Below are 12,260 nucleotides of genomic sequence, written 5' to 3' on the forward strand. Positions count from 1 at the left end.
CGAGCATGTCCGAGAACGGCCGCGACCCGAACCGCCCCTCGCCCGACGCGCTGCTCGAAGCGGCGCGCCGGGAGGAACGGACCCGCGGCCGACTCAAGGTCTTCCTCGGGGCCGCCCCCGGCGTCGGCAAGACCTACGAGATGCTGACGATCGGACGTGCCAGGCTGAAGGCCGGGGCCGACGTGGTGATCGGCGTCGTCGAGACACACGGAAGGGCCGAGACCGAGGCCCTGCTCGACGGCTTCGAGGTGATCCCCCGGCGGCCCGTGCCGTATCACGGCACCGTCCTTGAAGAGATGGACCTCGACGCCCTGCTCGCCCGCCGGCCGGCGCTCGCCCTCGTCGACGAGCTCGCCCACACCAACGCGCCGGGCTCCCGCCATCCGAAGCGCTACCAGGACGTCGAGGAACTGCTCGATGCCGGCATCGACGTCCTGACGACGCTCAACATCCAGCACGTCGAGAGCCTGAACGACGTCGTCGCCTCGATCACCCGCATCCGGGTGCGTGAGACCGTGCCTGACGGGGTCCTGGACCGGGCCGACGACATCGAGGTGGTGGACCTTAACCCCGACGACCTGATCGAGCGCCTGAAGGCCGGGAAGGTCTACGTCCCGACCAACGCCGAGCGCGCGCTGAAGCACTACTTCTCCCGGGGCAACCTGACGGCCCTGCGGGAACTGGCGCTGCGGCGTACGGCCGACCGGGTGGACGACGAACTCCTGAGCCACATGCGGGCCAACGCCATCGCTGGCCCCTGGGCGGCGGGCGAGCGCGTGCTGGTCTGCGTCAGCGAGGATCCCCGGTCCTCCGGCCTCGTCCGCTACACGAAGCGTCTCGCCGACCGCCTGCACGCCCCGTGGACCGCGCTCGCCGTGGAGGGCACCCGCGCCGCCTCCTTGAGCGAGGCCCAGCGCGACCGGATCGCCGAGGCCCTGCGGCTCGCCGACAAGCTCGGGGGCGACGCCGTCACGCTCCCCGGCGGCCGCCGGACCGCCGACGACATCCTGGCCTACGCCCGCTCGGCCAACGTCAACCACGTCGTGGTCGGCAAGTCGGAGCGCTCCCGCCTGTTCGAACTCGTCAACGGCTCGGTGGTGCACGACCTCGTCCGGGACGGGGGCAACATCTGCGTGCACGTGGTGCCCGGTGAGGCCGTGGAGCCGGAGAAGCCGACACGTCGCGCCGTCGCGACCGCCGCACCGCGCACGGCGTTCGACGCCCGGCCCTACCTCGTTGCTCTGGCCGCGGTGGGGGCCGGCCTCGGTGCGGCGGTCGTGGCCCAACCCTACGCGGGCGTCGAGAACGCCGACCTGTTCCTGCTCACCGCCGTGGTTGGGGTCGCGGTCAAATGGGGCCTGGGCCCGGCGCTCGCCGCGGTGGTGGCCGCCTCGCTCGCCTACAATTTCTTCTTCCTGCCGCCGGTCTACACCCTCACCATCGCCGACCCGACCAACGTCGCCGCGTTCCTGCTCTTCACCCTGGTGGCCGTGCTCGTCTCCAACCTCGCCGCCCGGGCGAGGCTGACCGCCATGGTGAGCCAGGGACGGGCGCGGGCGACGGAGCGGCTGTTCGGATTCTCGCGCAAGCTCGCCGCCTGCGGCACCCTCGACGACGTGCTCTGGGCGACCTCGTCCCAGGTCGCGGCGATCCTGAAGGTGCGCGTCGTGCTCCTCCTACCCGAGGGCAAGGCGGTGACGGTGCGGGCCGGCTACCCGCCGGAGGACATGTTGGACGAGGCCGACGTCGCGGCGGCGCAGTGGGCTTTCGACAACGACCGCCCCGCGGGCCGGGGCGCCGACACGCTGCCCGGCGCCAAGCGCCTGTTCCTGCCGATGCGGACCGGGCGCGGCACCGTCGGTGTGGTCGGCCTCGACGCGGACGGGACCGGGCCGATCCTCACGCCGGAGGGCCGCCGCATGTTCGATGCCCTCGCCGACATGGGGGCGCTCGCCATCGAGCGGGTGAGCCTCGTGGAGGATCTCGACCGGGCCGAGCGCGCCGCCGAGACCGACCGACTGCGGCAGGCGCTGCTGACCTCGATCAGCCACGACCTGCGCACGCCGCTGGCGTCGGTGCTCGGCGCGGCCAGCACGCTGCGCGACCTCGACACCGCGCTTGACGGCGCGGCCAAGGCGGAGCTGCTCGGTACGATCATCGAGGAATCGGAGCGGTTGAACCGCTTCATCGTGAACCTCCTCGACATGACCCGCCTGGAGGCAGGCGCGGTCGCGCCAAACCTCGCCCCGCAGGATGTGGCCGAGACCGTCGACACGGCGCTGCGCCGGGTCGAGAAGGTGCTGTGCGGCCATAGGATCGCGGTCGACCTCGCGCCTAACCTGCCGACCCTGCGCCTCGACCCGGTCCTGTTCGAGCAGGTGCTCGTGAACCTCCTCGACAACGCCGCGAAGTACGCGCCCGAGGACACGACCGTGACGGTGCGGGCCCGCCAGGACGGACGGTCCGTCCGCATCGAGATCCTCGACGAGGGCAACGGCATCCCGGAGGCGGACGTCGAGCGCCTGTTCGACAAGTTCTACCGGGTGCGCAAGAGCGACCGCGTCCGAGCCGGTACCGGGCTGGGCCTGGCCATCTCGCGCGGCTTCGTCGAGGCGATGGGCGGCACCGTCACCGCGGGCAACCGGCACGACCGGCTGGGCGCGGTCTTCACCGTGACACTGCCCGTCCCCGCTCGGTCGTCAAAGGACATCGCCGCATGAGCCCGACCGTCCTCGTGATCGACGACGAGCCGCCGATCCGTAAGCTGCTGCGCATGGGCCTCTCGACCCAGGGCTACGCCATCCTGGAGGCGCCGAACGGGGCGACCGCCCTGGACGTGCTGGGGCGGGAGGGCGTGGACCTCGTCCTGCTCGACCTCGGCCTGCCGGACATGCGCGGCCACGACCTCCTGCGGACGATCCGGGCGAGCCATCCCGGCTTGCCGGTGGTGGTCCTGTCGAGCCGGGACGACGAGGCCGGCAAGGTCGAGGCGCTGGACCTTGGCGCAGACGACTACGTGACCAAGCCGTTCGGCATGGCCGAGCTCCTGGCCCGACTCCGGGCGGCGCTGCGCCACCAACTCGCCCAGCGCGGCGAGCGTCCGGTGTTCCGAATTGACGGCCTGAGCGTGGACCTCGTCCGCAGGGTTGTGAGGGTCGACGACGTCGAGGTGAAGCTCACCCCGCGCGAGTACGACTTCCTCCGCGTGCTCGTGCTCCATGCCGGCAAGGTGCTCACCCACGCGCAACTCATGCACGAGGTCGCGGTCTCGTCCGAGCCGCAATACCTCCGCGTCTACGTGCGCCAGCTCCGCCAGAAGCTTGAGGCCGACCCCGAGCGGCCGCGCATCCTTCTCACCGAGACCGGCGTCGGCTATCGCCTCCGGGCCCCGGACGACGAGCCAAACCTCAAGCCGCGCGCCGCGAACGATGCCGGGCCGCGAACGACGGAGACGACGCACTGATGCCGCTCTCGACGCCCCGCCGGCCGGCACCATGACCATCGACGAGATCCTCGCGCCCGAGGACGTCCTGGCGGGCCTGCGCGCCCCATCCAAGAAAGCCCTGCTGGAGAGCCTGGCCGCGCGGGCCGCGGACCGGCTCGGCCTCGCCGTCGACGTGATCCTCGCCCCCCTCGCCAGGCGGGAGGAACTGGGTTCGACCGGCGTAGGGGACGGCGTGGCGCTGCCCCATGCGAGGCTGGAAGGCATCGACCGACCGTTCGGCCTGCTGGCGCGGCTGCGCGATCCGATGGAGTTCGACGCGGTGGACGACCGCCCGATCGACCTCGTCTTCCTGCTGCTGCTCCCCGCCGGCAGCGAGGGGCGGCACCTGAACGCCCTGGCCTGCGTGGCGCGGTGGCTGCGGGACCCTGAGACCGCGGCGGCCCTGCGCGGCGCCCGCGACGCCGCCGCGCTGCACGCCGTCGTCGGCGACCGGATGCTCAGCAAAGCCTGAGCGAGATTGGGCCGAGCCCGCCAAGCCTGGCCGTCAGTATTTGGCCGGGCAACACCTGCGCGAGGCCGCAGCAACTGCCGACCGACACGAGGTCGCCGCCGTTCAGGCCCGAGCCGCGGTCGGCGAGGTGGCGTGCCAGCCACGCGACCGCGTTGAGCGGGTCGCCCATGACGTCGCGCCCGTGGCCACGGGCGACCACGTTCCCGTCGATGGCGAGGCTCGCCTCTCCGGCGGCGATGTCCGCGCTCATCCAGCCGTCGATCCATGGTCCGGCCACGTGGGCGACCTCCAGCCCGAGGTCCGCTGTCGCCGCCCGCTCGTCGAGCACCGTCGGCAGCGCGGTGCGCCGCCCGACGATGTGCAGGTCGAGCCGGCAGGCGGCGCAGGCGCCGAGGGCGTTGCGCGCGGTCGTCGCCTCCTCGTCGGTGAATGGGAACGAGCGACCGATCATGAAGGTGAGGCCGACGCTGGCGCCGAGCGCGCCGCGCGGCAGCCGGAGCGTCCCGCCGTCGTCCAGGATGGCCTCGCGCAGGAGCGGTCCGACGACCGGCCCGCCCAGCCGGAGAGTGCGCGCCACCGCGGGATGCGTGCCGACGAGGGCGTAGCCGATCTGCGCCCAGCCGAGCGCCCTCACGGTCGCGTCGGATACGTCCTCGGCATCCTCCAAGGTCATCACGGACGAAAGGTCGACGTCGGCGAGGTTGCCTGCGATGCGCGCTTGCGCGAGCCGCCGCCCCTGCGCGTCTGGGTCGATGCTGGCGGTGCGGAGGGCGAGCATGGCAAGTTCTGGGAACACGGAAGGTCCCGGAGCCTGCACGCTCTCGCATAAGGGTTCGAGAAGGCGGACGGGGTCGCTGTATCAGTATCCCGTTAAGGACCTGCCGACCGCATCGCCCGCCGTTCGAAGGGCGTCAGATGCCCACTAGGTCGCCAAGGACGTCGGCGGCGAGCAGGAGGCAGAAGCCGCCGAGCGTGGCGACACCCGCGACCGCGAGGACGAGGTCCGATGTCCGGACGGCGTCTGCGCTGCGGCGCCCGGAACCCAGGTGCCGGAAGTGGCGGGCTCGGACGGAACGGGTGGACACGGGTGACCCCTGGGATCTGTTACGGGAGTGATATGGGAAGCGCGGCCCGGCCGCTCCAGTGGGCCGGGCACGTTCTCAGATGCGGAACTCGACGCGTTCCCCGGACAGGAACACCGCGTCAGGCCGGTGGTCGGTCTCGTCCTCGGCGTAGTCGACGGCGGCCTTCCGGCTGCGGAAGATGCCGCCGGCCCGCCCGTGGGTCTCGATGGCGACCCAGTGCCCTTCCGGGTCCTGGCCTACGATGAACCGGGCCGCGTCCGAGGCGGGGGCCTCGGCATGGATGGCGGCAACGTGGATGGTGGGAGACATCGTGTGTCTGGGGTTCGCGCGGTCCTCGTTGAACCGCGACCCTAAGCTGGGCCCGAATGCGTTAGGGTTCGAGCGGGAAGCGACGTCGATTCCGTAAGTGTGTCGTTAGGATTTCTGGTGCCGACTTTCCGTCCCCTCGAAATCGGGAGGCCCGCCGCCCAACTGGGCGCTACTGCCGGTCGACCCGGCGAGGTTGGGGGGCAGTCGTGCGCAAGTTAGCGTTTCCGGATGGTCGCGGGGCATGGCTGCCCCTCGGCTTGGCGCTCTTGCTCATCCTTCTCGTCGCCACTGGCTTCTACTTGACCCGGGCCACGATTCTGACCATCGCGGTCGCCCCGAGCGGCGGAACCGAGCCAGCCCTCTTGCAGGCCTACGCCGACGAACTCGCCCGTCGAAAGCTCGCCGTCCGCCTGAAGGTCGTCGCGTTCGGCGGCGTGCAGGAAAGCGCCGAGGCACTGCGGGGCGGCAAGGCCGACCTCGCGGTGGTCAGGCCCGACGTCGCGCTGCCGGGGAACGGCCTCACGCTCGCCATCCTGCGCGAGCTCGCGGCCTTCGTCGTGGCTCCCGGAGCGTCCGGCATCAAGGCCATCCCGGACCTCGCGGGGAAGCGGCTGGGCATGCTGGCCGCGCGGACGGCGGATCGCACGCTGCTGCGGGATCTCCTCGCCCACGATGGGCTTGAACTCCTGACCAATCCTCCGACCGGTGTCGTGGGCGGAAAGTCCGTCGCGTTGGTTCCCGTGGAGAAGTCCGACGTCGCGGCCGCCTTCCGCGACGGTCGGATCGACGCCATGGCGCTGGTGACGACGCCCACCCTCCCGTCCGCGAGACGGATCGTCGGCCTCGTGGGGGAGGCAAGTGAAGCCGGCGAGGTCGCGCTGATCGGGTTTCCCGACACCGCCGCCCTTTTGGCCCGGTGGCCGCGCCTGCAAGCGGTCACGGTCCCTGCGGCCCTGTACGGCGGCAACCCGCGCCTCCCCGGCGAGGACGTCGCGACCGTGGGCTCGTCCTACCGGCTGATGGCCCGTTCCGGCCTGTCGCGCAGCGTGGCCGCGGAAGTGACCCAGCACCTGTTCGAGATGCGCACGGCGCTCGCAGAGACCGTGCCGGCGGCCGAGGACGTCACCCACCCCGATTACGAGGACACCGCCGACGCAACCAGCGCTCGCCTGCCCAGCCATCCGGGTGCCATCGACTACTACGAGCGCGAGCAGGAGACCTTCATCGAGCGCTACGAGAGCTGGATCTACCTCGTCGCCATCCTCGGTGGTGGACTGGGTTCGACCGCCGCGTGGCTGCGGCAGCGCCTCGGACGCATCCGCCGGGAGCGGATCGAGGTGGCCATAGGGAGGCTGCTGGAGCTTCGTTCGGAGGCGCGCCGCGAGACCGACCGTGCGCGCCTGGAGGCGATGGCGGGCGAGGTGGACGACCTCGCCGGGAGCATTGCCCGCCATGCCCTGAATAGGCCGACCGAACCGCGGACGCTCGGCGCCGCCACAGTGGCCATCGAGGCGGCGCGCTCGACCGTGAAGCGGGTCTTGGACCGGAACGGAGTGCCGACGTGATATCGACTCGTGCGAGGCCGCCGGGCGCCGCAACCTGTATTTTTGTCGGTGGCCGCAGAGGTGAGGCCGAGGCTGCCGAGATGGCGGCGGCGCGATGAGTGGTGCTTGCCAGTCTCGAAACATTCGATGCCTGCGGGTCCTAGCGATGCCTAGGCTTGCGCCGAAGGCGCGTGCGCGCAGGTAGCCGGTTTTGCCTCGGAAACGACGGGCCACCGGCCTGCCAGCACGGCGTAGTCCTTGATGATCAGGTCCGGGAGCCGGGTTGCAAAAAAGGGAAGACGATCAATCGAAATATCTTCAGGTTTAATTTGTTGCCACTTGGCTAACTTGAGATATATCTAAGCAGAACTTTGCGCCTCAGAGCACATCATTGCGCCGGGGTGCAAAAACTGGGCGTCAGCTTGCGCCAGCATCAGCAGCGTCACGCCCGATTCGCAACTTGATGCAGACCTTCAGTGGTATGATGTGGATGGTCCTGAGGACGGCACTCTGAGCCCATTAAATTAGCCGCGCTGAACGTCCGCTTGCCCGCAATCTGAGCCTAACAGCAGCCATTCCGCTTTCGGCCCGACGACGTCATGCCGAGTCGACAATGATTGCAAAATCGGCCGTTCGGCTTCGCGCCTATCACAGCCATTCAGTTGGCCCAAGCGAGATCCAGTAAGCAGACGATGATCGCGTCGGGCGTACTGACTGCATTCCGACAGCCCGCGCGGTTCAACGCGATCCTGCTCGGTTTCCTGCGGCGCCATCCCGTCCCGGGATGACAAGCTGCATCATGGGGACGGGTTCGCGTGTGGAGAGGCACCCACCGTGAACGACCTGCGCAACAGAGAAGCTGTTCCTGGCTAACCCCGTGAGTCTTCCGCGGAAGGCCATAGAGGCCGTGAGGGCGAGGCTGCTCTACCTCCCGCCCAACAGCCGGACTTCAATTCGATCAAGCAGATCTTCGCTAAGTTGAAGGGCCTGCTCCGAACTGCGGTGGCCCGGACTATCCCCGAGCTGTGGTACACCATCCGGCAGGCCTTCACTCGGTTCACGGTCGATGAGTGCAGCATCTGCATCGCTGCCGCCGGGCACGAAATTAACTTGGCCGTCGCCACGTGAGCGGGCATGGCTCTAGTTGTGACCTTTGCCATAATGCTTAGCGAGAAAACCGGGACGCGGCACTAAGCTTCTTGAGCGTTGAACGCTTGCAGAGGTGTTGCCGCACAGCAACTCGACTTAACGTTCCGATACGTCTGTGAACGTGCGTTGCACGATTCGACCAGTAGCCGTCGCTTCAGCTCTGGAGTCATATGGCGTCTTAACCCCATTCTATGTATGAGCGCGTGCTAGGGTGTGGACTCGATCAGCACCAGAAGGCGATGACGGCGGCCAGAGCGAGGGCCGAGGCGTAGTTGCGGGCGAGTTTGTCGTAGCGGGTGGCAATGCGGCGGAAGTCTTTGAGGCGGTTGAAGGTCGCCTCGATCCGCCAGCGCTCCCGATAGCGGGGCCTGTCATGGCGGATCTTCCGCTTGCGGCCGCGCTTGCCCGGGATGACCGGCGTGATGCCGCTCTTGCGCAGGTCAGCGCGCAGCCAGTCGGCATCGTAGCCCTTGTCGGCGGCCAGACGCTGGATCCGACCAGGCGCTTCGGCCAAGACCGCCGGAGCGGTGGTCACATCGCTGGTGTTGCCGGGCGTCAGTAGCAGGACGCCAGGGCGACCGAGGACATCGGTGAGCGCGTGGATCTTGGTCGTTTGGCCGCCGCGCGACGGGCCGATAGCCTGCGCCGTCGCCCCCCTTTGCCGCCATGGGCTGAGCGGTGGGCCCGGACGTAGCTGCTGTCGAGGGCGGCTGCATCACCTGCCCATCCGGCCGTGGCCAGCGCGGCGAGCATGGCTTTCCAGAAGCCGCGCCGCGACCAGCGGTTGAAGCGGTTGTAGACCGTGGTACGCGGGCCGTAGGCGGCCGGGCAATCGCGCCAGCGACAGCCCGATGTCAGCACGTGCAGGATGCCCGAGATGATCTGCCGGTCGTCCTTCCGCTCGGGGCCGGGCTGATCCTTGGGCATGAACGGTTCGATCACCGCCCACTGCTCATCCGAAAGCCAGAACAGGTCCGCCATCGCTACCTCCAGGCCGCAAAACGGCCGCCTGGAATCACAAAACGACAAACCCTGCAACGCCTTGGTTCGGTTCACACCCTAGTCACTCACCGCTTTAGGCTGGTCCCTGCCAAAAATCTCGCTTACGCAAAGCAAAAGCCATGATGAAACTATCTTTCTGAGGCGGTCTGAAAGATTTATATTTTGGGATAAATCAGAATGACTCGAATCTGGCGATCAATTAAACCTAACCGGTTTCCTTTTCAGAATGGGGCGACTTACGACCCTAAATTAAAAATTCAAATTGAACCTGTTGCTTGCAACTTATCCGATGACCCGATCTGGAATTTTGCACCACTAACCAAGGATGCAAGAAAATTTATACCCTACAATGTCATCAAATCAGTTCATATTTTCAATTACAACGAAGATAATCCATTTGCGCTGCTGCTCACAGTCACGCCGCCGCGAGCTTGGGCTTTCGCAATCAGATCAAGATTAATATCTAGACGCCCAGAGCATGTAATATTAGCGAACGATGATCGGTGTATTCTGCTCACGCCTGAACGCGTTTGGCTACATCGAGCTAGCCAAATCCTCGGCGTAGCGGGAGACATCTTAGCGGGGACTATGACTCTTCCAAAATCTTCGAGACGGCCGATCGTTGGATGTAGGTCTGACATCGAAGAGCTTGGCGACTTGATACGCTAACCTCAAACTCCTTGCTATTGACCACACACGAAAACTAGTCGGCCAGCCCTCGCGACCACACCTCGTCTGAAGCTCTCACGGCTTTACCGAAACCGCGACTGCGGCCCGCCCTCCGAGAGGGAGGCGCATCTCAAGTGCACGGTAATTACCGTCCGACCAGTACTCAGTCATAATTGATCAGGCCGAGGATGGGCCATCCGGATCTTGCCGGCCCTGGGACCGAATCGTGGCCGTCGATTCGCGCGCCGGGCGGGCTGGATCCGGACTCGGCATGCCCCCGACATGGGCCTCCCCCTAGCACTACCTGGGCACTTTGAGGTCAGACGGCAGCCGGAAGCGGCGGCGACAGTGCGGGCATCGCACCGGTGGGATGAGGCCGACGAACAGGCGGCCGATGATGGCCTGCCGCACGGCGGGCAGGCTCGGAGACGGTGGCGGTCCCGGTAGGCCGGCCACCTTTTTTTCCCCCATCCGTCCGGTCGGGCCCAGCCAGGCGCAGGTGCTGCAGGTAGGCGCAGGCGATGCACGTCATCAGCGCGTGCCGGTGCAGGCCGGTCCAGGAGCGGCCCTCGAAGTGGTCGAGGCCCAGTTCCTCCTTCAACTGCTGGTGGCCCTGCTCGCACACCCAGCGCGCCTTGATTGTGCCGGCCAGGGCGCGCCGGGTCGTGCGGGGCGGCAGGTTCGAGAGGTAGTACTTGCGCTCGCCCGAGGCGCGCCACTCGCCCACCAACCAGACCTCGGCGCCCGGCAGATGGCGGTTGTTGCCCCAGATCGGACCGTCGCCCACCCGCACGCGGGTCATGGCAAACCGGGCCGCGAGCGCGCCCTTCGTGCCCTGTCGCCACGTCACGCGCCGCCACGGCAGCGCAGCGAGAACCGCCTCGGCCTCCTGCGGCTCCTGATCCGGCACGGGTCTGCGCGCCCTCCCGCCCGGCTCCACCAGCCGCACGTCGGGATCGTAGACCTTCTGGTTCTTGGCGATCCCCACCGCCCAGGTCAGCCCGCGCGCGTCGAGGCCATGCCGAAACAGGGCGCTACAGCCGTAGCCGGCATCGGCCAGTACCACACCGAAGCGGACGCCTTCGGCCTGCAGGCGGTCGAGTTCGGCAAGCGCGATCTCGCCCTTGCTCTGCGGCACCACCGCCGCCTCGGGCACACCTGCCCGCTCACACCGCTTCGGGTTGGCGACCCACTCCTCCGGCAGGAACAGGTGCAGGCAAACCGGCACGGGCACCTCGCCCCGCGCCAGGGTGAGCGAGACGAGCGACTGGCAGTTGGCCTTCTTGCCGAGGTGCCCGCAGTACTGGCGCGCCACGCCCACCGAGCGCGTGCCCTTCTTCGGCAGCGCCGTATCGTCGATCACCAGGCAGGCGTCGGATCCGCCGACCAGCCGGTCCGCGGTACGGGTGAGTTCCGCCCAGAGCGGGCCGTCGTCCCAGGCCGGGCTGGCGATGAAGTGCTGCAGTTGGTCGTGACCCGGCAGCCCGAGACGGGCGGCCATCGGCTGCAGGCTCTTGCGATCCCCGGGGCCGAGCAGGCCGCGCAGGTACAGCGGCGCCCAGGTCCGCCGCGTCTTGCGCCCCATCGCAGCCAGAAACGGGGCCAGCCATACATCGAGGTCCGGCCCCGACGATCTCTCGCCCATGTCCATCTCCCGCAGTGCCACCGCGGGATCAAAACGCCCACCGCCCCTCAAAGTGCCCAGGTAGTGCTAGAGGCTGTTATGAACCTGCGGCGAGTTGAGCGGCCTTTTTGAGCATGAAGGCAGACGAAGGCGACGAGGTGCAGGTCTGCCAGGGTGCTTGCATAGCGTTCGTAATCTTTGACGAGCCTGCGGAAGCGTGTGGAGCAGGGAAAGGAGCGTTCGACGACCCAACGGCGTGGGAGCAGCACGAAGCCCCGCTTGGCCTCGGGCAGCTTCACGACCTCCAGTTCGATGCCGTGCGCACGGGCGGCCACGGCCGGCTTCTCGCCGGTGTAGCCCTGATCGACGAAGGCGATCTCGACGCTCGCGCCGGTGGCCGCCTGCACGGTCTTGGCCAGCCGGGCGACCTGAGCGCGATCATCGGCATCAGCGGGTGTGACATGCAGCGCCAGGAGGTGGCCGAGGGTATCCACCGCCATGTGCAGCTTCGAACCCTTCTTGCGCTTGGCTCCGTCGTAGCCGGCCCGCTCGCCGCTCTCGGGTGAGGAGCGCAAGGTCCGGCTGTCGAGCACGGCCGCGCTCGGCTCCGGCGCCCGACCGGCCGCCATGCGCAGCACCGCACGCAGATCCTCGGCCAGTTGCTCGAAACAGCCGGCCGCCAGCCAGCGCTGGGCCTGCTGATACACGGCAAACCAGGGCGGCAGGTCGTGGGGCATCAGCCGCCACGGGCAGCCGCTCCTGACCACGTAGCGCAACCCGTTGAACACCTCGCGCAACGCATGCTCACGCTGACCGGCATCCTCACGCAGCAGCGTCAGGTAGGGCGCGACCAGCGCCCACTCCTCATCGGACACGTCGGACGGATACGACTTGCGGGTCGGGCTCATCCCCGCTCATCTGA

10 protein-coding genes and 1 pseudogene are annotated in these 12,260 nt (G+C 68.1%); 5 read left to right on the top strand and 6 right to left on the bottom strand.

Translation table 11 applies throughout. The annotated features are described in order from the left end of the window. Positions 1-5 precede the first annotated feature (5 nt). The 3 genes from FVE89_RS20525 to FVE89_RS20535 are packed head-to-tail and all read left to right on the top strand — an operon-like array spanning position 6 to position 3,956. A complete protein-coding gene (locus tag FVE89_RS20525; protein ID WP_059409526.1) occupies positions 6-2,720 on the top strand; it encodes a sensor histidine kinase KdpD in 2,715 nt (904 codons plus the stop codon). After that, on the top strand, positions 2,717-3,463 hold the full coding sequence (locus FVE89_RS20530) for a response regulator transcription factor (RefSeq protein ID WP_043074416.1): 747 nt from the start codon (positions 2,717-2,719) through the stop codon (positions 3,461-3,463). Before FVE89_RS20525 ends, FVE89_RS20530 begins: the two co-directional genes overlap by 4 nt. Positions 3,464-3,494: 31 nt before the next feature. Beyond that, positions 3,495-3,956, top strand: coding sequence for a PTS sugar transporter subunit IIA (locus FVE89_RS20535; RefSeq protein ID WP_059409527.1), 462 nt, complete (start codon positions 3,495-3,497; stop codon positions 3,954-3,956). Here FVE89_RS20535 and FVE89_RS20540 read toward each other — a convergent pair. From FVE89_RS20540 to FVE89_RS20545, 3 genes are all read right to left on the bottom strand, one after another. Then, positions 3,943-4,734: a fumarylacetoacetate hydrolase family protein gene (locus tag FVE89_RS20540; RefSeq protein WP_043074417.1), complete on the bottom strand. Its 792-nt coding sequence runs from the start codon at positions 4,732-4,734 to the stop codon at positions 3,943-3,945. The two genes, FVE89_RS20535 and FVE89_RS20540, sit on opposite strands and share 14 nt — an antisense overlap. A 133-nt stretch (positions 4,735-4,867) precedes the next feature. After that, positions 4,868-5,041, bottom strand: coding sequence for a hypothetical protein (locus FVE89_RS30610; protein ID WP_179239941.1), 174 nt, complete (start codon positions 5,039-5,041; stop codon positions 4,868-4,870). Positions 5,042-5,116: 75 nt separating this feature from the next. Further along, positions 5,117-5,350 (bottom strand): hypothetical protein, encoded by a 234-nt coding sequence (locus FVE89_RS20545; protein ID WP_043074418.1) that lies wholly within the window; start codon positions 5,348-5,350, stop codon positions 5,117-5,119. Positions 5,351-5,556: 206 nt separating this feature from the next. Between FVE89_RS20545 and FVE89_RS20550 the strand changes: the two genes are divergently transcribed. Continuing rightward, the gene (locus FVE89_RS20550) at positions 5,557-6,915 is read left to right on the top strand and encodes a TAXI family TRAP transporter solute-binding subunit (RefSeq protein ID WP_043074419.1); all 1,359 of its coding nucleotides are present in this window, start codon (positions 5,557-5,559) and stop codon (positions 6,913-6,915) included. 847 nt (positions 6,916-7,762) lie between these two features. Beyond that, positions 7,763-8,022 (top strand): annotated as a pseudogene (locus FVE89_RS31275) (IS630 family transposase); the annotation flags it as partial. A 244-nt stretch (positions 8,023-8,266) separates the two neighbouring features. Here the strand turns inward: FVE89_RS31275 and FVE89_RS20555 are convergent. From FVE89_RS20555 to FVE89_RS20565, 3 genes are all read right to left on the bottom strand, one after another. After that, positions 8,267-9,024 (bottom strand): IS5 family transposase gene (locus FVE89_RS20555; protein ID WP_160536110.1). Its coding sequence is split into 2 segments (ribosomal slippage): positions 8,267-8,688 and positions 8,688-9,024, totalling 759 coding nucleotides; the frame shifts between segments, so codons are not numbered across the junction. A 1,009-nt stretch (positions 9,025-10,033) separates the two neighbouring features. Then, positions 10,034-11,359 (bottom strand): IS701 family transposase, encoded by a 1,326-nt coding sequence (locus tag FVE89_RS20560; protein WP_063111814.1) that lies wholly within the window; start codon positions 11,357-11,359, stop codon positions 10,034-10,036. 47 nt (positions 11,360-11,406) lie between these two features. Beyond that, the gene (locus FVE89_RS20565; protein ID WP_043074432.1) at positions 11,407-12,246 is read right to left on the bottom strand and encodes an IS5 family transposase; all 840 of its coding nucleotides are present in this window, start codon (positions 12,244-12,246) and stop codon (positions 11,407-11,409) included. Positions 12,247-12,260 lie beyond the last annotated feature (14 nt).

This window comes from Methylobacterium sp. 2A (genome assembly GCF_009806555.1).
In the GTDB taxonomy this organism is placed as follows: domain Bacteria; phylum Pseudomonadota; class Alphaproteobacteria; order Rhizobiales; family Beijerinckiaceae; genus Methylobacterium.